Origin of the sequence: Kribbella sp. NPDC023855, from assembly GCF_040639475.1 — a bacterium.
GTDB lineage: Bacteria > Actinomycetota > Actinomycetes > Propionibacteriales > Kribbellaceae > Kribbella.
Genome location: NZ_JBFAAA010000023.1, coordinates 1 through 20613 on the forward strand (window position 1 = coordinate 1; position 20613 = coordinate 20613).

Below are 20613 nucleotides of genomic sequence, written 5' to 3' on the forward strand. Positions count from 1 at the left end.
GGCTACGCGAGCTCGGGGCTTTATGACACCAGGGTCGGAATGATCCTCGTCTACACGGCGATCAGCGTTCCGTTCTCGGCTTTCGTGATACCAGGTGGCCCGCCACCGCTTCCTGACCCGTGGTCGTTCAGCCTGTCACGGAGCGCTGAACGCCACCTGATTGTGTTGACAGCGTCGAAGGCGTCCTTGGCCAGCACCTGCATCGCCTCGACCTGTCCGTACCAACCGCTGCCCCCGACGATGGACTGGCTCGCCGCGAAGGCCAGCATCTGCTGCACGGTGAGCGCCGCGGCTCCACCGAAGGCAGGGCTGGTGTTGCCGCCCAGCGTCGGCAGGCAGAACTGGATGGTGCATGACGGTTCCCCCCGTCTGATCTGACTCGACCTCGACCGACTACTTGGCGTAGTCTTGCTCGGAAGTCAGTTCGACTCTCCGCCCCCTGCGAGGTCCTGTCAAGAGAGGGGCCCCTCCCCAGATCGCTTGTGGGCAAGGAATCCCGCCCTGATCGCGGGACAAGGCATCTCCCGAGACAACTCGCCTACGCTCCGTAGCGATAGCTTAGGAGTCGTAGGGCTGGGGTGCGCCGTTCACTGTGGTGAGCAGGGAGTAGACGGAGGTGGTGGCGGTGAGGAAGAGGCGGTTGCGTTTGGGGCCGCCGAAGCAGAGGTTGGAGACGGTTTCGGGGACCAGGAGTTTGCTGAGCAGGGTTCCGTCGGGGTGGTAGACGTGCACACCGTCGGCGGCCGCTCCCCAGATCCGGCCCTCGCTGTCGAGGCGGATGCCGTCGAAGGCGCCGTTGCCGCACTCGGCGAACAGCTCGCCACCGGTCAGCTTGTCGCCGTCGACGGTGAAGACGCGGATGGTCGCCTCCTCCGTGTCGGTCACGTAGAGCAGGCTGCCGTCGGTGGAGAAGGCCAGCCCGTTCGGCCGGCTGAAGTCGTCGGCGACGACGCTCAGCGTGCCGTCCGGCGCGATCCGGTAGACGTGGCAACCACCGACCTCGATCTCCCCGCGATGACCTTCGTAGTCACTGTCGATCCCGTACGCCGGGTCGGTGAACCAGACCGCACCGTCCGGACTGACCACCACGTCGTTGGGACTGTTCAGCCGGCCGCCATTGTGGCCGTCGGCAAGCACTCGCACCGAACCGTCGTGCTCGGTCCGCGTCACCCGCCGGTTGCCGTGCTCACAGCTGACCAGGCGGCCCTGCTCGTCCAGCGTGTGCCCGTTGGTGTTCCCGGCCGGCTCGCGGAACACCGACACCTGGTACGACGTCTCGTCCCAGCGCAGGATCCGGTCACTCGGAATGTCGCTCCACACCAGGTAGCGCCCGGCCGGCGAGTACACCGGCCCTTCCAGCCAGCGCCCGCCGGTCCACAGCCGCTCCATCCGGGAGTCTCCCCGGATCCCGGCGAAGCGGTCATCCAGCCTCACCCACTCAGCAGGGACAGTTCCGGCCAACGGCTCGAGCAGGGGCATGCCAGCTCCTCGGATAGGGCGTACGTTGTCATCCGCGATCGTACGGCGGTGGGGCTCCGTCCGTCGTGAGCAGCCAGGAGTAGACCGAGGTGGTCGCCGTGACGAACAGCCGATTGCGTTTCGGCCCGCCGAAGCACAGGTTCGAGACCACATCAGGGAACAGCAGCTTGCCGATCAGCGTGCCGTCCGGGTCGAAACAGTGCACGCCTTCGTGAGTCGCCGCCCACACCCGGCCGGTCGCGTCCAGCCGGATGCCGTCGAACATTCCTGCCTGGCAAGGCGCGAAGACCTCGCCCCCGACCAGCCGGTCGCCCTTCACCTCGAACCGCCGGATGTGCTTCGCGGGCGTGTCCACCACGTACAGCTGGGACTCGTCGAGCGAGAAGGCCAGGCCGTTCGGCCGGACGAAGTCATCGGCCACGACGGTGAGTTCCGCGTTATCAGGCGAGAGCCGGTAGACGTTGCAGCCGTCCAGCTCCTGTTCGGCGGCGTGCCCCTCGTAGTTCGAGGTGATCCCGTACGGCGGGTCGGTGAACCAGATCGAGCCGTCCCGGCGGACCACCACGTCGTTCGGGCTGTTCAGCCTGCGGCCGTCCAGGTGCGACGCGAGCACCGTGATCGAGCCGTCCGCCTCCGTCCGTGTGACCCGGCGGTTGCCCTGTTCGCAGCTGATCAAACGGCCCTGGGCATCCAGGGTGTTCCCGTTGGTGTAGCCGGCCGGCTGGCGGAAGACCGAGACCGTGCCGGACAACTCGTCCCAGCGGAGCATCCGGTCGTTCGGGATGTCACTGAACACCAGACTGCGCCAGGCCGGGACGTAGACGGGCCCCTCGAGCCAGCGGCCGCCGTCGTACAGGCGCTCCACGTACTCGTCGCCGCGCGCGACCAGGGCGAAGCGCTCGTCGAGAGTAACCAGTTCGGCCCGGGATCGGGGCGGTGGTGTGTCAGTCAGCGTGATCGTCATACTCAGAATGCTATCTTGCTATTTCTTCTTCGAGCCAGATGAGGTTCAGCACATATGACGATCGACCAGACAGATCGCGAGTTGCTCGCCCAGTTGCAGCAGGATGCGACGCAGTCGTACGCCGCGCTGGGTCAGGCGGTCGGGTTGTCCGCGGGAGCGGCTCACGAGCGGGTTCGCAAGTTGAGGGCCGCGGGAGTGATCCGGCGGACGACGATTGAGGTGGATCCGGCGGCGCTCGGCAACGGAGTACTGGCTTATGTCCTGCTCGACACGGACGCCTGGATGGGCGACGCGGCGACTCGGCAGGCGCTGGAGGACATCGCCGCGGTCGAGGAGGCGCACATCATCGCGGGGCCCGCGTCGGTCCTGGTGAAAGTGCGCACCGAGACCACGGAAGCCCTCCAGCGGACTCTGCGGGCGCTCCATCAGGTGGACGGCGTGACCAGCACTCAGACAGTCGTCGTGCTGGAGTCCTGCTTCGAGCGCCCGCCCGCGGTGATGTGACATAGAACCTGTCACCTCTGAGGTCCCATTGACTCTAGACTCGGGCGGGCCGAAGGGAGTTCAGCTGTGTCTGACAGCAAGCGCATCACCAAGGTTCTGGTCGCGAACCGGGGCGAGATCGCCGTCCGGGTCGTCCGTGCCGCCGCCGACGCGGGACTGGGCAGCGTCGCCGTGTACGCCGAGCCCGACCGCGACGCCCTGTTCGTCCGGCTCGCCGACGAGGCGTACTCGCTGGATGGCGCGACACCGGCCGACTCCTACCTGAACATCGCCAAGATCCTCGACGTCGCGGCCCGCTCCGGCGCGGACGCGGTGCACCCGGGCTACGGCTTCCTGGCCGAGAACGCCGAGTTTGCGCAGGCCGTGATCGACGCCGGCCTGATCTGGATCGGCCCGCCGCCGAGCGCCATCGACTCCCTGGGCGACAAGGTGAAGGCGCGGCACATCGCCGAGAAGGTCGGCGCCCCGCAGGTTCCCGGTACGCCGAACCCGGTGGCCGACGCTGACGAGGTGGTGGCTTTCGCAACGGAGTACGGGCTGCCGATCGCGATCAAGGCGGCGTACGGCGGCGGCGGTCGCGGCATGAAGGTCGCCCGCACGATGGCCGAGGTTCCGGAGCTGTTCGAGTCCGCGACGCGTGAGGCGATCAGCGCCTTCGGTCGCGGCGAGTGCTTCGTCGAGCGCTACCTGGACAAGCCGCGGCACGTCGAGACCCAGTGCCTGGCCGATGCCCACGGCAACGTCGTGGTGATCTCCACCCGGGACTGCTCGCTGCAGCGCCGGTACCAGAAGCTGGTCGAGGAGGCGCCCGCGCCGTTCATCTCGCCCGAGCAGCTCGAAACGCTCTACAAGTCGTCCAAGGCGATCCTGCGCGAGGCCGGGTACGTCGGGGCCGGGACGTGTGAGTTCCTGATCGGCCAGGACGGCCTGATCTCCTTCCTCGAGGTGAACACCCGGCTGCAGGTCGAGCACCCGGTCAGCGAAGAGGTCACCGGGATCGACCTGGTCCGGGAGATGTTCCGGATCGCCGATGGCGAAGAGCTCGGGTACGACGATCCCGTCGTGAGTGGCCACTCGATCGAGTTCCGGATCAACGCCGAGGACCCGGGCCGCGGCTTCCTGCCCGCGCCGGGCACGCTGACCAAGTGGCACGCGCCGTCCGGTCCGGGCATCCGGCTCGACGGCGGCTACGACCAGGGCGAGACGGTCCCGGGGTCGTTCGACTCGCTGGTGGCGAAGCTGATCGTGACCGGCCGCGACCGGACCCAGGCGCTCGAGCGGTCACGCCGTGCGCTGAAGGAGTTCGTGGTCGAGGGGATGCCGAGCGCGATCCCGTTCCACGCCGCGGTGGTGAGTGACCCGGCGTTCATCGGCGCCGACGGTTTCAAGGTGCACACCCGGTGGATCGAGACCGAGTTCGACAACCAGATCCCGCCGTACGCCGGGCCGGTCGACGTGGCGGAGGCGGACGAGCGGGAGACGGTCACGGTCGAGGTCGGCGGCAAGCGGCTCGAGGTCGTCCTCCCGGCTGGGCTGGGCGCCTCCGCGGCAGCCGCCGGTACGGCGAAGAAGAAGCCGTCACGGCGCGCGGGCAGCAGCGGCAAGGGCGCGGCGGCATCGGGCGACTCGCTCACCTCGCCGATGCAGGGCACCATCGTGAAAATCGCCGTCGAGGAAGGCGCAACGGTCGCCGAGGGCGACCTGATCGTCGTCCTGGAAGCGATGAAGATGGAACAACCCCTGAACGCCCACAAGGCCGGAACGGTGACCGGCCTGTCCGCCGAGGTAGGCGCCACCGTCGCGGCCGGCGCAGCCATCTGCGAAATCAAGGACTAGCAGGGTTTCCAGATCCGACACGGCAATCCACAGGCGTTTCTCAGGGTTTGGCGGTAGCTTCCCTCCAGGATTGCCGCGAGGTGTGAGGAGAACTCTGCATGTCCAGGAAGACTCACGAACAGCAGCTGGCTCAGCGCAAGGCACAGCGAATGGCCGAGCGGCAGGCCGAACGCGCTCGGCAGCGCCGGATGCTGGCGGTCACCATCACGTCGATCGTGGCGGTGGTCGTGGTGATCGCGGGTGTCTTCGTGGTCGTCGCCAAGAACACCGGCAACGACACTCCGGCGGCATCCGACACGCCGTCGGCGCCGAGCGGGGCGGAGAACAAACCGCAGTCGATTCCGACCGCGCTGGCGGCACCGCCGAAGCGGCCGACGCCGCTCGCGGCGGAGGTGGACTGCAGCTACACCAAGTCGGCCGAGCCCGCCAGCAAGAAGGTCGACCCACCGGCCAACGGCAAGGTCAAGGCCAGTGGCACTTCGCCCGTCACCCTCAACACCTCGGTCGGCGACCTCAACCTGACCCTGGACAGCGCCTTGGCGCCGTGCACGGTGAAGAGCTTCCTCAACCTGGTCAGCCAGAAGTACTTCGACAACACCAAGTGCCACCGGCTCACCGTCGGCCAAGGCCTGCAGGTGCTGCAGTGCGGTGACCCGAGTGGCTCCGGCAGCGGCGGCCCCGGCTACAGCTTCAAGGACGAGGTGTACCCCGAACTGAAGTACGGCCGCGGCATCCTCGCGATGGCAAACTCAGGCCCCAACACCAACGGCAGCCAGTTCTTCATCGTGTACGGCGACGCGTCCGGCCTCAGCCCGGCGTACACCGCGTTCGGCACGGTCGACAAGCCCAGCCTCGAGCTGATCGACAAGGTCGCGAACGCGGGCGTGATCCCAGAGGGCGGACCCACCGACGGCAAGCCCGCCACCCCGGTAGAAATCAAAACCGCAACCGCGGCCGCCAAGAACTGACCAGGCTCCAGCCGCAGCGAAGCGCGCTGCAAGTGACTGGAAAGCTCTTAGAAAGCACGCGTGCCTAGCGTCTCGGGTTCTACGAAATCCGCCCGAGACGTGAGGAATCAGCGTGAGAAAACAGAACATCGACGGCGTTCAGGACGGCGCGCGGAAGATCACCCGACGCTTCGTCCTGAGCGCGGTGGCGCTTTCGGTGGCAGGAGCTTCGATCGCCCTGACCCCACCGGTCATGGCGGCACCCGCCACCGACGCCCCGACCGCCGCCTACAGCTATCCCGTGGTTCCCGGCACCGCCGCCTGGGCGAGCTTGTCCACCCACGACGACATGCTGCGGGTGACGCAGATCCCGGCCGCGACCTTGGCCGCGATGCCGACCGCCGCACTGGTCGACACGGTGCTGCGCTATCCGTTGTTCGACGACATGCAGGCCTTCAACACTCCCCAGCAGGGCTTCGACAAGATGTCGTCCCGCTTCAACGGCTTCGCAGCCCTGGCCGCCCGCCCCGACGCCGGCGCCGAACTGCTCAAGCGCTACGAATCGATGAGCCCAGCCGTCGCACCCAAGGCCACACTCCTGCAGCAGGGCCAGCTCGACTCGTCACTTCGCCGGATCGAAGCACTACTCGCCCAGGACGCCTTCCGGCGCACACTCAACCCAGACCAGCTCACCCAACTCGTCGAGGAGAGCCAGGAGAAGCTCCGAGCGAAGGTCGCCCGGGCAGACGTCTACGGCTTCGTCGGCCAGGCCAGCACCAGCCTGGTCATCGGCAGAGCCGTCGCGGCCAAGTCGCCTTCAGTCGCCCAGGGGCTGGAGTCCGACGCGGCCACCCGCTCCTTCCTGGCCACCGGCGACGCCCGGTCCGCCGAACCCCTCCAGCGAGCCACCGGCAGCTCGGACACAGTCTTCGGCACGACCGACACCAGTACCACCGTCAAAACCCCGAAGGGCTCGTCGGTCACTGCCACCAAGGTGACGACCGAGCTGAGCGCGGCTCAGATCGCCACCAACGACAGGTGGGTGGCGAGCAACTACCCGAAGGCCACCCGGCACCGAAGCTCGACCCGCAAGTACAACTGCCACTCGTACGCCTGGCACAGCACCAGCACCTCGAACAACATCTGGATCGACAATCCCGCCAAGTACTGGACCGATGGCAGCTACCGCCTGAACTCCAACCTCGGCCAGGCCGGCCGCAAGGTCTTCTACCCCAACGGTGACCACTCCGCCATCACCATCAACACGACCGAGTTCTATTCCAAGTGGGGCCAGTTGGGCCTCATGCGCCACGTCTACAACTACTCGCCCTACACGGCCACAAGCCTCAAGTACTACAGCAGGGCTAGCTGAACCTGCCCGGTCGAAGGCAGGTTCAGCCAGTCAGCTAAGCGAGTTCGTCGTACCTGCTGCGGGGCCAGGCCAGTAGGGCGTCGATTTGGACCATGCCGGACTGTTCCAGCAACTGGACCGGGCCGTCGACGAAGTGGAAGAGGCCCGTGGCGGGATCGCGGGCCTCTTTCCAGGCTCGGTCGGAGTACGCCTGCATGACTGCCTTGTAGCTGCGGTCGTGCTCGATCGAGTCGAGGATCAGCAGGTTCTTGAAGTAGATCGAGTTGAACCTCGTCGGCTGCTTCCAGAGCCTGTCGTCGGTGCCGTAGAAGGCCAGGGACGCCTTCGCCAGTGCCTTGGCATCAGTGAGGTACTTCTTGTCGCGTGTCGCCTTGTACAGCAGGGCTCCGGCGCCGAGCATCACGCCCTGGTTGTAGCTCCACTGGGTCTTCTCGATCGTGCCCTTGAGGTCGATGTGGTCCCAGTACAGGCCGTTCGGGGCGAGCATGCACTTCTGCGTCCAGTCGTACATCTTCTTCGCCCAGGTCAGGTACGACTTGTCGCGCGTCAGCAGGAACAAGTGCGCGCCGAGTTCGGCACCCGGACCGTTCGAGACCGTGTTGCGGTCCTGGCTCCACGGCGCCTGGGTCCAGAAGACGCCGCCCGCGCACGGGTGCGTCGGGTCGTTGTCCCAGCCGTGCACGACGAGCGCGAAGATCTCCTTCGCCCGCGCGAGCGACGAGCGGTCACCAGTCCGCTGGTAGTGCTGGATCAGCTGCAGGCCGATCCACTCGTTGTCGTCGTAGAACTTGTCACCACCTTGACCGAGCGGCGGCCGCAGGTACGAGTCGTACCCCTTCGGCGTGGTGGTCGCGTTCCAGTAGAGCTCGTACGCGTCCAGCCGGCGCTCGGCTTCGTTGGCCGCCTGGCGCCCGGCCCCGGGGATGCCGGCCAGGTTCTCCGCGGCGATCGCGGCCTGCGAGTACGGCCAGACGTAGGAGTACGGGTTCTGCTGGTGGTTCGGGTACTCCTCCAGCAACAGCCCTTGCTGGCCGGTCTCGAAGTACTTGTTCAGGGCCTGGTACGACGCCTGGGCGCGGGCCGCCGCGGTTCCGGGGCCAGTGCCTTGGCCGGCCTCGGTTTGCGCGTTCGCACTCGGGACGTGCAGCGCGGCCAGCATCCCGACCGCGAGCAGCCCGCCCGCGATCCTCTGAGTTGGTATACCAAATTTTCTGCGCATCGACCTTGCTCCTCCTGGGGCGGCAGCGGTTGACATCGATGTCACGTTCTAGCTGGCCGGAGGTTTCGCCGTCAATGCCTCGGCATCATCGCGATTGGGTTTGTGTTGATATATCAAGTGTGGTTGGCCGCACCCCGGCGAAGGCGAACCAGGCGGAGCGCAGGCGCAGCCGCGACCGGACCTGGTCCCCGGTCAGCACGACCCGCCCCTTCGACCCGACCGCCTCGACGCTGAGCACCCGACCACCGGACGGACCGACGCCAGTACGACGTACGACGCGCAGGCTCCGCAGCGAGCCGACACCGAACGCGGCCTGGAGTTGCGAGCTGGTCCGGGTCACCCTCCAGGCGACGTTCGGGTTCTTGTTGCCCGGAAACGCGTCCCACGGATCAGCCTTCGTCACCTGGTACGGCGCGTCGCCGTCAGCTGTGGCGCCACCGTTCGACGAGGAGAACTCGGCCATGATCGGCTTGCCCTGGTAGAGCCTGATCTGGCCGGCCGTCGCCACGATCGCCGCATTGGTCGACGCGACCTCGGCGTTGTAGCCGCCGTACACCTGGCACGACGTCGTGTCGCAGAGATCGTAAGCCCGCTTGGTCGCCCGGTTCCGGTGGTAGACCGAATAGGTGCGAGCGGCAACCGACTGGACCTGCAGCGCGGCGGGCCGCCAACTCGTCACCGCCTCGCGGGGAACGACGCCCCGAAGGTAGAGCTCCAGCGAGAGCACATTGATGGTGTCGAAGTGAGCTCCAGCCACGTCCGCGGATCGCAACGCGCCGCGATAACGCACGACGGCCCCGCTCGGCAGGACGAGGGCGATGACCGTCGGCCCTTCGAACTGAGCCATTCTGGTGAAGGTCTTCCAGAGCGTCCAGGTCTTCGTCTTGGCGTTGTACGAGCTGACCGTGGCGCCGTGTTCGCCCCGTGGGTTGATCGACCACTGGTCCCTGGTCGATGCCACCGGCAACGTGTAGACCTTGCCGGTGGCAAGATCCCGCACCCGGAGTTTGTTGCTGGCGGCAACGCGAACGCCGTCGGTGGTGTCCGCCGTGATCCGCACCCGCATGGAGCCGGTCGCCGTGCCCACCGTCGTACCGGGGTAGTAGAAGTCGAGGATCGCCTTGGCCGACCGGCCGGCGATCGCAGCCCCCTGCGCCCCGTACTGCGACATGCCCCGGCCGTGACCGAAGCCGCGACCGGTGAGGGTCTGCACCGTCTCCGGCTCGGGCTCCGGCGGGGTCGCGGCGTTGCCCTGTGCTGTTGCACTGAGCAACGTCGAACCGATCACCAGGGCAGAGACCAGGGGCCTCACGAGACGTACACCTTCTGCTGGCGGTTGTTGTAGGTCAGGATGCCGCGCTGGAATTGTTGCCGCAGGCCACCTTTCACCTGGTACATGTCGCTGATCGGCAGGCCGATCCGCGCGCGCTCCGCACCGAGCGAGACGTACTTGCGGTAGATCAATCCGGCGACCGGGCGCATCTTGGTGGCCTTCGACCAGTACAGGCCGCCCTTCTGGAACGACTGGACCTTGCTGCCGGCGACCCTGCCGTTGCGGTACTCGCTGGTCGGCAGCCCGAGCATTCCGTCGGGACCAAGCTGCCGGAAGCGGGTCCGGAACAACCCGGTCACCGAATGCGCTCCACTGGCAGGCGACCAGTAGATGTCCCGTACGGCGAAGTAGGTGGCGCGGCCGGTCTTCGTCCGGTGCTCACCCCAGAACGGTTGCCCCGTCACCCGGAATCCGCCGAGCTGCTGGGCGAACCGGTAGATCTCGGTCCACACGCTCTTGCCCATCAAGACGTTGACCCGTTGCCTGAGCCAAGGAATCTTCGCGTACAGGTTCTTGCCCGGGCATGCGGTCGCCTTCGTGTCGCGATGACCGGAGATCGTGCCGAGCTTCTTGCCGGCCAGCACGACCGTTGCCAACGGCGACCGGTAGTAGGCGTCCAGTTTCCAGGCGATGATCCGGGCCGTCGTCTCCAGCATCGGCGCGGTCGGCGCGACCTTCTCGAAGTTGCCGATCAGCGAGACGCCGAACGAGTTCGCGTTGAACGAGCCGGTGTGCGCACCGAGTACCGGGAACTGCGCCCCGCCGTACCGACCCTCGAAGGCGCGGCCGAAACGGTCGACGAGGAAGTTGTAGCCGAGATCGCACCAGCCGCGGCTCTTCACGTGGTACGCGTACATGCTGCGGACCATCCCCGGCACCTGCGTGCGGGTGTAGTTGTTGCGGTCCGCGGTGTGGTGGACGAAGGCAGCGTGCACAGTGCCGGTGTACTTCGGTCGCGCGCAGGTCTTGCCGTTGTGGGCCCGAAGCCGTTCGTCAGCGCCCCAGCCACGCCGGCTCACCATGGCCGGCATCGGGTACGGCGCTCGGCTGCCCTCGACGCCGGCCGGATCCTGGACGGTAGGGGGCTCGGCGTCGGTTGCCAGCGTTCCGGGGTTGATCAGGACGACCTTGGCGTCGGAGACCGTCGTACCGTCGAGCGTGGTCAGGGCAGCCTGGACGCCGTTCGCGTCGCCGATCCAGAGTGGCTCGGTGCCTGAGCGTCTTGTGCGTTCCGAGGTGGCGGGGCCGTGGTCGTCTTCGACGCGGAGGGGCTCCCAGGCTGACCACTGGCCGTTGCGCTGGACGCGGACCTTGACCTGCACCTGGGCGGAGCTCTCGCGGTACTGCCAGGTGACGCCGACCATGCCGAAGGGCTTGGTCTGCTGGGCTTGGGCGGCCGAGTAGCGGCCGGCCTGCTGCAACGGGAGTTCTGTGTAGTCGGCGTCGGCAAGGGCAGGTTCGGCGGGGATGGGGCCGGCGGTCGTCTGCTGATGGAGCGGGTGCGCGGGGGTGGGCGCGAGCGGTACGAGCAGGGCGAGGCCTGTCACCGCGGTCAGCGCCAGTCGGGGTGAGAAGGTCTTGCTCATCGGACAGCCTTCTGCTAGATGGAACAGCAGTAATCGATTATGCGCACCGCGTGATCGACGGCCCGGTATTTCATCACCCTGCGTGGCGCATTCCCGGGTGGCGCAGCTCTGGGTGGCGCAGCTCTGGGTGGCGCAGTCCTGGGTGGCGCAGTCCTGGGTCGCTAGGATGGCTGCTGAAATCGAAGCGACCTCTGGTGGGCGGTGTGGCTGGTATGGCTGGCCGGTTCCGGTCTGACGAGCTGCCCGGTCCGCTGCCCGCGACTGTGCGGCAGGTCGGCGAGTGGTGGACGCTGCTGATCCTGCACGACGCTTTCGACGGGTACACCCGGTTCGACGAGTTCCAGCGCAACCTACGGATCTCGTCCAGCATGCTGACCACGCGACTACGGGCACTGGTCGACGACGGGTTGCTGGAACGTACGCAGTACCACGAGAAACCACCGCGATATGAGTACGTGCTGACCGAGCTCGGGCGGTCGTTGCGGCCGGTGATCATCACGCTGGCCGCGTGGGGCAACGAGCGACTGGCGGCTGAGGACCGGACGATGATCCTGGTCGATGCGCGGACCGGCGAGGAGGTCGAGCCGGTCGTGGTGGACCGGGCGACCGGCCGGCGGATCGACGGGCCGGAGTACGTGTTCACCGCCGGGCCGGCCGCCCCGGAGGCCCTTCGCAGGCGCTACCGGCCGCCCCGAACACCGTGATTCTTCAGCGAATTCTCAGGAGATTTCGGTCGGTTCCGACCGCCCGGTAGGCTCGACGCAACACTCGTCGAGGAAGGCCCGACATGAAGTTCATCCTGCTGATCGCGGTCATCGCGATCGCCGTCCTGGCTTACCGCTCGTACCGGCGTACGCAACTCGAGACCAAGAAGAAGAACGAGATCAGCTCGGCCGAGCTGGAGTCGGTGAAGCGGACCGCCGACGAGGACATCACCAAGTTCGGCGAGGAGCTGCAGGACCTCGACCTGGACATGGTCGGCAAGGACCTCGGCGACGGGGCCCGGCAGGACTACCAGCGCGCGCTGGACTCCTACGAGGCGGCCAAGAAGGCGGTCGGCGAGGTCACCGAGGCCGAGCAGATCCGGCACGTGATCGAGATCCTCGAGGACGGCCGGTACGCGATGGCCTGTGTCCGCGCCCGGGTGAACGGCGAGCCGCTGCCGCAGCGCCGCCCGTCCTGCTTCTTCAACCCGCAGCACGGTCCGTCGGTCGTCGACGTGACCTGGGCACCGCCCGGCGGCGCGCCGCGTGAGGTCCCGGCCTGCGCCGCCGACGCCGAGCGCGTCCGGGCCGGCGCCGAGCCTGACGTCCGCAAGGTCATGGTCGGCCCGCAGCGCGTCCCGTACTGGGAAGCCGGCCCGGCCTACTCCCCCTACGCCCAGGGCATGTTCGGCGCCCTCGGCGGCGTGATGACCGGCATGTTCATCGGCACCATGCTCGGCGGCATGTTCGCCGGCGGCGGCTACGGCGACATGGCCGGCGGCGGCTTCGAAGGTGGCGACTTCGGCGGTGACGGCGGCGAGGGCGACTTCAGCGGCGACGGCGACTTCGGCGGAGACGGCGGCGGCTGGGACTTCGGCGGCGGCGACTTCGGCGGCGACTTCTAAACTGTGTTGTTGCGAACCGCCGGAAGCTTCACGCTTCCGGCGGTTCTTGCTTTCCACGACCAGATCGCCTCCGCTTGACCCCGCAGGTCGCTTTGCTGAACCCAACCCCGTTCGGATTCCACAGTGAGGGTGATGTGGTGAAGGTCCAGTTGGCCGCCGGTGAGTTCCACGTCGTCGCGTACGGCGCCGAAGGCGACCCGCCCATGGTGCTGTTGCACGGATTGGGTGCGAACTCCGCTGCCTGGGAGCAGGTGGCCCCGGCGTTGAGCACGGGACGGCGCGTCTATGCGATCGACCAACGAGGGCACGGGCAGAGCGCCTGGACTTCGGCGTACTCGTTCGAGGCGATGCGCGATGACCTGCTGGAGTTCGTGGACCAGCTGAGGCTCGGCCCGTTCCTGCTGTGCGGGCACTCGATGGGCGGGACGGTCGCGGCGATCTTCGCCGAGAAGTACGCCGATCGGCTCACCGGCCTCATTCTCGTCGACAGCCCGCCGCCGGATGGGGAGGGCGAGTGGAAGGTGCCGGAGCGGCCCAGAGGTGAGCTCGACTTCGACTGGGAGGCGTACGTCGCGATCATCGGCCAGCTCGCCAAGCCGGATCCCGCGTGGTGGGAGGAGCTGCCGGCGATCGCTGTGCCGACGTTGATCCTTGGCGGTGGTACGACCAGCCCCGTACCGCAGGGCAAGCTGGCTGAGGCGGCCGCGCGGATCCCGGGCGCGTGCCTCGTGACGATCGAGGGTGCCGGACACGCCATCCAGCGGACCCAGCCGAGCGCGTTCCTCACGGCGGTCGGCAATTGGCTGAGCCGCTAGGTCGAGCCTGGGGTTCGCTAGTGAGGGAACGCTGCCTGGTCTCGGCGGGCGGTGCGCATCGCGGTTCTTTCTCGCCATCCGTCGAGCGCGAGCAGGAGTGCGGCGGCGAGGGTGAGCCAGAGGTAGGCGTTGCCGGCCAGGGACTGGACGAAGTTCCAGCTGAGTTCGAGGTTGCCGCGTCTTGGGGGCCACCAGATCGGGGCGAGCATGAACAGCGCGGACCAACTCAGGGCCACCGGCAACGGATAGCGCCGGCCGAGTTGTGTTGCCGTGAGCAACGAGACGCCGAGCGGGATGACCCAGACCCAGTGGTGACTCCAGGACACCGGCGAGCAGAACAGGCCGATCAACCCGGTGACCGACACGGCGGCCAGCTCCTCGCCGCGGCGCCAGAGATCGCGACTGAGCCAGAGCCCAGCGGCCACGGTCACCAGCACGACGAGCTGCCACAGCCGGCCGCCGCCGTCGAGGTCGCCGGTGAGCCGGATCAGGAAGCCGTTCCACGACTGGTTGCCCGAGTACGCGAGGCCACCGATCCGGCCGGTGTCGGAGATCAGGTTCGTCCAGTACTCGTACGCCGTCCGCGGCGCGATCAGGAAGCCGATCGCGACCGTCCCGGCAAACGCGGCTGACGCGTTGGCGAGAGCTTTCCACTGCCGCGTGACGAGCAGCAGGCCGAAGAAGACCAACGGCGTCAGCTTGATCCCGGCCGCCAGTCCCAGCCAGGCTCCCCGGCCGAAACGCTGCTTCGGGCCGAGGACGTCGTACAGGATCAAGGCGCAGAGAAGCAGATTGATCTGGCCGTACGAGAGCGTTTCGCGGACGGGCTCGATCAGCAGGGACGCTGCGGAGATGGCGATCAGGACGGCCGGGTGCAGCCGGCGGCCGGCGAAGTACTGCTTGAGGCTGAGCTTCCAGATCACTACCAGGGCGACCAGCGAGGTGGCGATCGAGGCGCCGTACGCGAGCGGCCAGGGCAGCAGCGAGACCGGCGCCATCACGACGCCGCCGAAGATCGGGTACGTGAACGGCATCGAGATGTAGCGCAGGCGGGTCGTGTACAGGCTCGACGGATCGGACAGGATCGCGGCGCCACCGAGGCGATACACCTTCAGATCCGCGCCGGTGTGATCCCACCCGAAGGGCAGCAGCACGGCAACGGCCACACAAACCCCCGCGACCAGCCACCAGCGGCGCTTGCCTGGGTCCCCCAGGATCCCCCAATTCACCCGATCCAGCCTGACAACCGATCAGGTCATGCGGTCTATGCCAGTGTTGCAGCTAGATCTCAGTTCCTACTCGGCTTGTTCTGGGAGCGGCCCATGCACCCGTACGAACTGGTCGCAACCCTGCGCGAGCGCGGCTCGGCCGCCGGGGTCGCGGTCAAGCACAGCTCGGTGTACTCGACCGTCGAGCGTCTGCACCGGCACGGGTTGATCGCCGTCGAACGCGCGGACCGCCAGGGCAATCGCCCGGAGCGCACCGTTTACAGCCTCACGCCCGCCGGCCACGAAGAACTGAAGTCGTGGCTCGCCGAATTGCTGGAAGACCCGACCGAGGACCCACCCCGCTTCGACGCCGCACTCGCCCTGGTCGGGCTGCTGGAACCGGCGCGGGCCGCCGAGTTGCTGACCCGCCGCTCCAAGCGGCTGACCGCCGACGCGGCCGACCTCGAGGCGATCGTCGCGCAACTCCAGGTCGACGGCCTGCCCTACCTGGCCGTCGTCGAACTCGACTACCGCGTGGCGATGTCCCGAGCCCAGGCGGCCTGGGTACGCCGACTCGCGTTGTCCCTGGAGGAGTCTTGAAGAAACTGCTCTTCAGCTATGAAGGCACCGCCCGGGTCGACCTCGCGTCGGCAATCGCCTGGCATCGCAAGAAGCTGGCCGGGTACGACGTACAGGAGTCTGTTGATGGCGCGGTCTTCTCGTACCAAGGCGGGTGGTGGTATCGCGGCGAGACGACGGTGGAGCCTGACCCGGTCGGGGTGCGGGTGACCTATCGCGTCTTCAACGTGGCCGACCGGCTGACCTGGGCCGTGCCGTTGGCGAACCGCTTCTTCATCGGGGCGCGGGCGCAGTACGGCCAGGCGTTCGAAGCGGGTCTGCGTCAGCTAGAGGCCGACGCCGGTGGGCGATCAGCATGACGATGGCAACCATCGCCGCGATCAGGTAGGCGTTGCCGGTGAACTGCTCCGGGAAGGACCAGTCGAGCTCACGGTTGTAGTGGTTGGGCGGCCACCAGATCGGGGCGATCGCGAACAACCCGAACCAGCCGGCCGCGAACACCAGCTTGGGATTCTTGGGCAGCACGCTCATCACGCTGAGCCCCAACGGGATGGCCCAGACCCAATGGTGACTCCACGACACCGGCGAACACAGCAGACCGATGAGCGCGGTCGTCGACACCGCGGCCAACTGCTCACCTTGGTTCCAAAGCTTCCACGTAAGCCATAACCCGCCGCCGACCGTCAACGCGACCAGCACCAGCCACACCGGCCCACCACCGTCGAGATCCCCGGTCAGCCTGACCAGGAACGCGTTCCACGACTGGTTGCTCGAAAACGCCAACCCACCAATCCGCGTCGTCTCCGCCACCAACGACGTCCAGTACTCCGTCGCGCCCTTCGGCGTCACCGCAAATCCCACCAGCACCGTGCCCGCAAACGCCGCACTCGCGTACGCCAACGCCTTCCACTGCCGGGTGACGAGCAACAGCCCGAAAAACACCAAAGGCGTCAACTTCACCCCAGCCGCCAACCCGACCCAGATCCCACGGCGCGAGTGCTTGGTGTCGAGCACGTCGTACAGGATCAACGCGCAGAGCATCAGATTCACCTGCCCGAACCCGAACGTCTCCCGCACCGGCTCCAGTAACAACGACCCAGCAACCACCGCCAACAAGACAGGCGAGGCCAACCCCTTACCCGCGGACAACCGCCAGACAACCACCAAACTCACAAAGCTGACAACCGACCAAACCACAGCCGCCACACCCCATGGCAACAAGGCAAACGGCACCATCACCACAGCAGCAAACGGCGGATACGTAAACGGCAACCCCGCCAACCGCACCTCATACAACCCCGCCGCATCCCCCAGCAGCGTCTCCCCACCCACCCGATAAACCTTCAAATCCACCAACGAATGCCGCAGCAGCAACGGCACCACCACACCAGCCACAACACAAACCCCAACAGCCAGCCCCCACCACACCCTGCTCCGCATACCGAGAATCCTCACACGAGGCTCTGAGGGGGATGAGAGAGCTCTCAGAAATGGTTAACGAGGGGCTCATGGTGGGTGGGCAGTGTGGGGGGTATGGCGGATGACGGGGAGATTTTGGAGCTGCTGACTGGGGCTGCGGCTGGCGAGGCGCTGGCGGTGGCTGTGGCGGGGTTGGTGGGCGGTTGGTGAGGTGGCGGGCTGAGCAGGTTGATTGCTGGGGCGGTCGTACGACGGTTGCCTATCGCATCGAAATTGTTCAGGGGCCGGCTACTCGTACTGAGGTGTTGTGTGCGAGCGCTGATGGCTCGCTGCCGGGCGGCGGCACCGTCATCGGGGGCGATGAGTTGCAGGTCGGAGTTTGGGTGGCTGGGGGCGATCCGTTGCTTCCGGGGATGCGGGTTGCGATGAATCCTGCTGGTGCTTCGGCGTTGTTTGAGGGCTGTGGGCTTGGGGGTGGGGAGGTCGGCCTTGAGTTGTTGGCTTATCGGCCTTTGCGGCGGGCGGTTGTTGAGGCGACTGGGGTGTTGGGACGGCTTTATTTGAAGGTGATTCGGCCGGACGAGGTCGAGACGCTGCATGAGCGGCATCGGCTGCTGGTTGGCGGCGGAGTACCGGTTCCGCGGAGTCTGGGGTGGAGCGATGATGGGCTGCTGGTGCTGGAAGGGTTGCCCGGTCGGAGTCTCAGGTCCGTACTGCGCTCCGGCGGGCCGCTGCCGGATCCTTCGGAGCTACTGAGGCTGCTGGACAGGTTGCCGTCGCAGCTCCTCGATGCTCCCAGGCGGTCGTCTTGGCTGGAGCGGACCGAGTACTACGCGCGCGGTTGGCGCCGTCGTACCGGGGTTGGCCGAGGACGCCACCCAGCTTGCCGGAATCATCGTTGCCGAGAGCCACGTTGGTGCCGTCGTACCGGTGCACAGTGATTTTATGAAGCGCAGGTGTTTGTGGATGCGCAGGGTTCGGTGTGTGGGCTGCTGGATGTGGACACGGCTGGGCCTGGTGATCGCGTCGATGATCTTGCTTGTCTGGTTGGGCATCTGAGCGTTCTCGCGGAGGTGCTGCCGCGCCATGCCGCCGCGATCAGCGGCTATGCCAGCCACTGTTTGTCTACTTTCGACCGGTACGTCGACCCACGGCAGCTGAGGCTGCGGGTCGCGTCGGTCGTTCTCTCACTTGTCACTGGGCCGCACCGCGTGCAGGAGCCCGGCTGGCCGCAAGCAACCCGGGCACGATTCGCCCTGGCCGAACGCTGGGTCGAAGCCACAGACCGGGTCAACCGGAGTAGTCGGATCTGTTGCCGCCATCTCCACGATCGACCTGGGCATTGCCGCGTACGCCGCGCCGAACCTCAACGACCCACAGCCGGCGAACCTGACGGCCACCACCCGCGGTGCGACGAACGCCGCCCCGGCCGCAGCCTCAGCCGACACCCCCGGCGAGGTGGCGAGCACCAACACCCCAGGCGAAGCCGCCTCGGCGAACACCCCAGGTGACACCGCCTCCGCCAACACCCCGGGTGACACCACCTCGGCGAACACCCCAGGCGACACCGACTCCGCCAACACCCCCACCTAACCACCCCAGCCCCAACCACCAGCAACCGCTCGCCCACCACACCGCCAGCAGGCTCCTTGCGGCTACTGCGCTACCCCTCGCAGTAGCCGCAGGAGCCTGCCTACAGCGGCCGCGCGGAGGAACTGCTAGTGGCAGGCCGCCCCGCAGTAACTGCGGGAGCCTGCCTGCGGTGGCTGCGCGGAGGAACTGCTAGTGGCAGCCTGCGCTCGCAGTAAACGCAGGAGCCGTGCAGAGGGTGCTGGGGCTTACGAGCGGAGGTGGAGGCGGCGGGCTGCTTCGGCGATGGAACCCGAGACTGAGGGGTAGACGGTGAAGGACTGGGCCATCTGGTCGACTGTGAGGCGGGCGCCTACTGCCAGGGAGATCGGGTGGATCAGTTCGGAGGCTCGGGGCGCCACCACGACGCCGCCGACGATGATGCCGGTGTTCGGGAGGCAGAAGAGCTTCACGAAGCCGTCTCGGACGCCCTGCATCTTGGCGCGTGCGTTGTCGGCCAGCGGCACCTTGACGACCATCGCCGTACTCGTGCCCGCATCCAGCGCCGCCTGCGTGACGCCCACCGTGGCGATCTCGGGCGCCGTGAAGACGTTCGAGGAGACGGTCGACTGGTTCAGCGGCGCCACCGCGTCGCCCAGGGCATGGGACATGGCGATCCGGCCCTGCATGGCCGCCACCGAGGCGAGCATCAGTACGCCGGTGCAGTCACCTGCGGCGTACACGCCCCGCGCCGTCGTCCGCGAGACCCGGTCGACCGTGACGAAGCCGCCATCGCCGAGCGACACGCCCGACTCGACGAGTCCGAGATCTTCGGTGTTCGGCAGTGATCCGACCGCCAGCAGCGCGTGCGAACCCTCGACCGTCCGGCCGTCGGTGAGCGTCACCACGACCCCGTCGCCCTGCCGCTGGACGGACTCGGCGCGGGACTTGCCCAGCACCGTCATGCCGCGTCGCTTGAAGACGTCTTCCAGTACTTCGGCTGCGTCCTTGTCCTCACCCGGCAGCACCCGGTCCCGCGAGGAGACCAGCACCACGTCGCTGCCCAGCGCGTCGTACGCGCTGGCGAACTCGGCGCCGGTGACTCCGGACCCGACGACGATCAGCCGCTCGGGCAGTTCCTCGAGCTCGTAGACCTGCTCCCAGGTCAGGATCCGCTCGCCGTCCGGCTCGGACCCCTTGAGGATGCGCGGCCTTGCACCGGTGGCGATCAGCACCACGTCGGCGTCCAGCCGTTCGTTGCCCACGACCACGGTCTCGGGGCCGTCCATCCGGCCGCGGCCGTTGATCACCCGGACCTTGTCGGCGGCCAGCCGCCGGCTGATCCCTTCCGACTGGGCCGCCGCCAGCGACTTGACCCGCTGGTTGATGACGGACAGGTCGACACGCACGGAGTTCCGCGGATCGTCGTCGCCGTCCTCGACCCGGACGCCGAGCTCGCCGGCCTCCTCGACCTCGGTCATCACCTCCGCCGTGGCGATCAGCGTCTTGCTCGGGACGCAGTCCGTGAGCACGCACGAACCGCCGATCCCGCCGGAGTCGACGACTGTCACCTCCGCCCCTAATTGGGCGGCCGCACTCGCCGCTTCGTACCCGCCTGGACCGCCACCGATGATCACAACTCGCGCCACGAGAGGCCATTGTTCCGTATCCTGTGATCTCGTGACCCTGTACGCCGCGTTTGCGTCGAATCTGGACCCGAACTTGATGGCCGAGCGGTGCCCGTACTCCCCCCTGCGCGGAACCGGGTGGATCGTCGGCTGGCGCCTCACCTTCGGAGGGGAGGAACTCGGCTGGGAGGGCTCGATGGCGACCGTCGTCGAGGATCCCAGCGACCCGACGAACCAGGTTTTCGTCGCCCTGTACGACGTCAGTCCCAAGGACGTCGAGCGGCTGGACGAGTGGGAGTGGATCGACCAGGGCATCTATCGCAAGATCCAAGTCCGGGTGCAAACCCTGGACGGTGAGCAGCTCGCCTGGATGTACGTCCTGAACGCCTACGAGGGCGGCCTGCCCTCCGCGCGGTACCTGGGCATCCTCGCCGAGGCCGCCGAGGCAGCGGGCGCGCCCGACGACTACGTGGCCGACCTCCGCGCCCGACCCTGCCAGAGCTCGGGGCATTAGAGCCGGGTTCCCGCCGTACTGGGCGGTATCGT

19 protein-coding genes and 1 pseudogene are annotated in these 20613 nt (G+C 67.4%); 12 read left to right on the forward strand and 8 right to left on the reverse strand.

The genetic code is table 11. From position 1 onward, the window contains the following. Nucleotides 1-378 (forward strand): annotated as a pseudogene (locus tag AB0F51_RS38875) (hypothetical protein); the annotation flags it as partial. Nucleotides 379-558: 180 nt separating this feature from the next. Here AB0F51_RS38875 and AB0F51_RS38880 read toward each other — a convergent pair. Continuing rightward, nucleotides 559-1479, reverse strand: a complete 921-nt coding sequence (locus AB0F51_RS38880; protein ID WP_360288747.1) for an SMP-30/gluconolactonase/LRE family protein — start codon at nucleotides 1477-1479, stop codon at nucleotides 559-561. Nucleotides 1480-1507: 28 nt separating this feature from the next. Beyond that, the gene (locus AB0F51_RS38885) at nucleotides 1508-2443 is read right to left on the reverse strand and encodes an SMP-30/gluconolactonase/LRE family protein (RefSeq protein WP_360288749.1); all 936 of its coding nucleotides are present in this window, start codon (nucleotides 2441-2443) and stop codon (nucleotides 1508-1510) included. Between the two features lie 54 nt (nucleotides 2444-2497). On the opposite strand from AB0F51_RS38885, the gene AB0F51_RS38890 reads away from it, so the two are divergent. From AB0F51_RS38890 to AB0F51_RS38905, 4 genes are all read left to right on the forward strand, one after another. Beyond that, nucleotides 2498-2947, forward strand: a complete 450-nt coding sequence (locus AB0F51_RS38890) for an Lrp/AsnC family transcriptional regulator (protein ID WP_360288751.1) — start codon at nucleotides 2498-2500, stop codon at nucleotides 2945-2947. 66 nt (nucleotides 2948-3013) lie between these two features. Then, entirely contained in the window at nucleotides 3014-4783 is a 1770-nt protein-coding gene (locus AB0F51_RS38895) for a biotin carboxylase N-terminal domain-containing protein (RefSeq protein WP_360288753.1), read from the forward strand. Between the two features lie 98 nt (nucleotides 4784-4881). Beyond that, nucleotides 4882-5751: a peptidylprolyl isomerase gene (locus AB0F51_RS38900; protein WP_360288755.1), complete on the forward strand. Its 870-nt coding sequence runs from the start codon at nucleotides 4882-4884 to the stop codon at nucleotides 5749-5751. A gap of 112 nt (nucleotides 5752-5863) precedes the next feature. Next, nucleotides 5864-7102: a hypothetical protein gene (locus AB0F51_RS38905; protein WP_360288757.1), complete on the forward strand. Its 1239-nt coding sequence runs from the start codon at nucleotides 5864-5866 to the stop codon at nucleotides 7100-7102. Nucleotides 7103-7136: 34 nt separating this feature from the next. On the opposite strand, the gene AB0F51_RS38910 is transcribed toward AB0F51_RS38905, so the two are convergent. The 3 genes from AB0F51_RS38910 to AB0F51_RS38920 all read right to left on the reverse strand — a co-directional run bounded on the left by AB0F51_RS38910 (nucleotide 7137) and on the right by AB0F51_RS38920 (nucleotide 11240). Further along, a complete protein-coding gene (locus AB0F51_RS38910) occupies nucleotides 7137-8321 on the reverse strand; it encodes a glycoside hydrolase family 76 protein (RefSeq protein ID WP_360288759.1) in 1185 nt (394 codons plus the stop codon). Between the two features lie 85 nt (nucleotides 8322-8406). Next, complete coding sequence (locus AB0F51_RS38915; protein ID WP_360288761.1) at nucleotides 8407-9633, reverse strand: SpoIID/LytB domain-containing protein; 1227 nt, start codon at nucleotides 9631-9633, stop codon at nucleotides 8407-8409. After that, nucleotides 9630-11240, reverse strand: a complete 1611-nt coding sequence (locus tag AB0F51_RS38920; protein WP_360288763.1) for an N-acetylmuramoyl-L-alanine amidase — start codon at nucleotides 11238-11240, stop codon at nucleotides 9630-9632. Before AB0F51_RS38920 ends, AB0F51_RS38915 begins: the two co-directional genes overlap by 4 nt. Before the next feature lie 212 nt (nucleotides 11241-11452). Between AB0F51_RS38920 and AB0F51_RS38925 the strand changes: the two genes are divergently transcribed. The 3 genes from AB0F51_RS38925 to AB0F51_RS38935 all read left to right on the forward strand — a co-directional run bounded on the left by AB0F51_RS38925 (nucleotide 11453) and on the right by AB0F51_RS38935 (nucleotide 13664). Further along, a complete protein-coding gene (locus AB0F51_RS38925) occupies nucleotides 11453-11944 on the forward strand; it encodes a helix-turn-helix domain-containing protein (RefSeq protein ID WP_360288853.1) in 492 nt (163 codons plus the stop codon). An 83-nt stretch (nucleotides 11945-12027) separates the two neighbouring features. Continuing rightward, nucleotides 12028-12849 (forward strand): hypothetical protein, encoded by an 822-nt coding sequence (locus tag AB0F51_RS38930; RefSeq protein WP_360288765.1) that lies wholly within the window; start codon nucleotides 12028-12030, stop codon nucleotides 12847-12849. 137 nt (nucleotides 12850-12986) lie between these two features. Then, nucleotides 12987-13664 (forward strand): alpha/beta hydrolase, encoded by a 678-nt coding sequence (locus AB0F51_RS38935; RefSeq protein ID WP_360288767.1) that lies wholly within the window; start codon nucleotides 12987-12989, stop codon nucleotides 13662-13664. A gap of 17 nt (nucleotides 13665-13681) precedes the next feature. Here the strand turns inward: AB0F51_RS38935 and AB0F51_RS38940 are convergent, their stop codons facing one another. After that, the gene (locus AB0F51_RS38940; protein ID WP_360288769.1) at nucleotides 13682-14893 is read right to left on the reverse strand and encodes a glycosyltransferase 87 family protein; all 1212 of its coding nucleotides are present in this window, start codon (nucleotides 14891-14893) and stop codon (nucleotides 13682-13684) included. On the opposite strand from AB0F51_RS38940, the gene AB0F51_RS38945 reads away from it, so the two are divergent. Both AB0F51_RS38945 and AB0F51_RS38950 read left to right on the forward strand, forming a co-directional pair. Beyond that, nucleotides 14792-15472, forward strand: a complete 681-nt coding sequence (locus AB0F51_RS38945) for a PadR family transcriptional regulator (protein WP_360288771.1) — start codon at nucleotides 14792-14794, stop codon at nucleotides 15470-15472. The genes AB0F51_RS38940 and AB0F51_RS38945 overlap by 102 nt on opposite strands. Further along, nucleotides 15469-15810, forward strand: coding sequence for a hypothetical protein (locus AB0F51_RS38950; protein WP_360288773.1), 342 nt, complete (start codon nucleotides 15469-15471; stop codon nucleotides 15808-15810). Before AB0F51_RS38945 ends, AB0F51_RS38950 begins: the two co-directional genes overlap by 4 nt. Here AB0F51_RS38950 and AB0F51_RS38955 read toward each other — a convergent pair. After that, a complete protein-coding gene (locus AB0F51_RS38955) occupies nucleotides 15725-16891 on the reverse strand; it encodes a glycosyltransferase 87 family protein (RefSeq protein WP_360288775.1) in 1167 nt (388 codons plus the stop codon). The genes AB0F51_RS38950 and AB0F51_RS38955 overlap by 86 nt on opposite strands. A 1170-nt stretch (nucleotides 16892-18061) precedes the next feature. On the opposite strand from AB0F51_RS38955, the gene AB0F51_RS38960 reads away from it, so the two are divergent. Beyond that, a complete protein-coding gene (locus AB0F51_RS38960) occupies nucleotides 18062-18463 on the forward strand; it encodes a hypothetical protein (RefSeq protein WP_360288777.1) in 402 nt (133 codons plus the stop codon). A 245-nt stretch (nucleotides 18464-18708) separates the two neighbouring features. Here AB0F51_RS38960 and AB0F51_RS38965 read toward each other — a convergent pair whose 3' ends face one another. Continuing rightward, nucleotides 18709-20088, reverse strand: a complete 1380-nt coding sequence (locus AB0F51_RS38965) for an NAD(P)H-quinone dehydrogenase (RefSeq protein ID WP_360288779.1) — start codon at nucleotides 20086-20088, stop codon at nucleotides 18709-18711. Nucleotides 20089-20119: 31 nt separating this feature from the next. Here AB0F51_RS38965 and AB0F51_RS38970 point away from each other — a divergent pair, with 31 nt between their 5' ends. Then, a complete protein-coding gene (locus AB0F51_RS38970; protein ID WP_360288781.1) occupies nucleotides 20120-20581 on the forward strand; it encodes a gamma-glutamylcyclotransferase in 462 nt (153 codons plus the stop codon). Nucleotides 20582-20613 lie beyond the last annotated feature (32 nt).

Bases quoted from the DNA above. Each gene is read 5' to 3' on its own strand.
- AB0F51_RS38890 (WP_360288751.1), top strand. From the start codon at position 2,498: ATGACGATCGACCAGACAGATCGCGAGTTGCTCGCCCAGTTGCAGCAG.
- AB0F51_RS38925 (WP_360288853.1), top strand. From the start codon at position 11,453: ATGGCTGGCCGGTTCCGGTCTGACGAGCTGCCCGGTCCGCTGCCCGCG.
- AB0F51_RS38885 (WP_360288749.1), bottom strand. From the start codon at position 2,443: ATGACGATCACGCTGACTGACACACCACCGCCCCGATCCCGGGCCGAA.
- AB0F51_RS38900 (WP_360288755.1), top strand. From the start codon at position 4,882: ATGTCCAGGAAGACTCACGAACAGCAGCTGGCTCAGCGCAAGGCACAG.
- AB0F51_RS38910 (WP_360288759.1), bottom strand. From the start codon at position 8,321: ATGCGCAGAAAATTTGGTATACCAACTCAGAGGATCGCGGGCGGGCTG.
- AB0F51_RS38955 (WP_360288775.1), bottom strand. From the start codon at position 16,891: ATGCGGAGCAGGGTGTGGTGGGGGCTGGCTGTTGGGGTTTGTGTTGTG.
- AB0F51_RS38880 (WP_360288747.1), bottom strand. From the start codon at position 1,479: ATGCCCCTGCTCGAGCCGTTGGCCGGAACTGTCCCTGCTGAGTGGGTG.
- AB0F51_RS38920 (WP_360288763.1), bottom strand. From the start codon at position 11,240: ATGAGCAAGACCTTCTCACCCCGACTGGCGCTGACCGCGGTGACAGGC.
- AB0F51_RS38930 (WP_360288765.1), top strand. From the start codon at position 12,028: ATGAAGTTCATCCTGCTGATCGCGGTCATCGCGATCGCCGTCCTGGCT.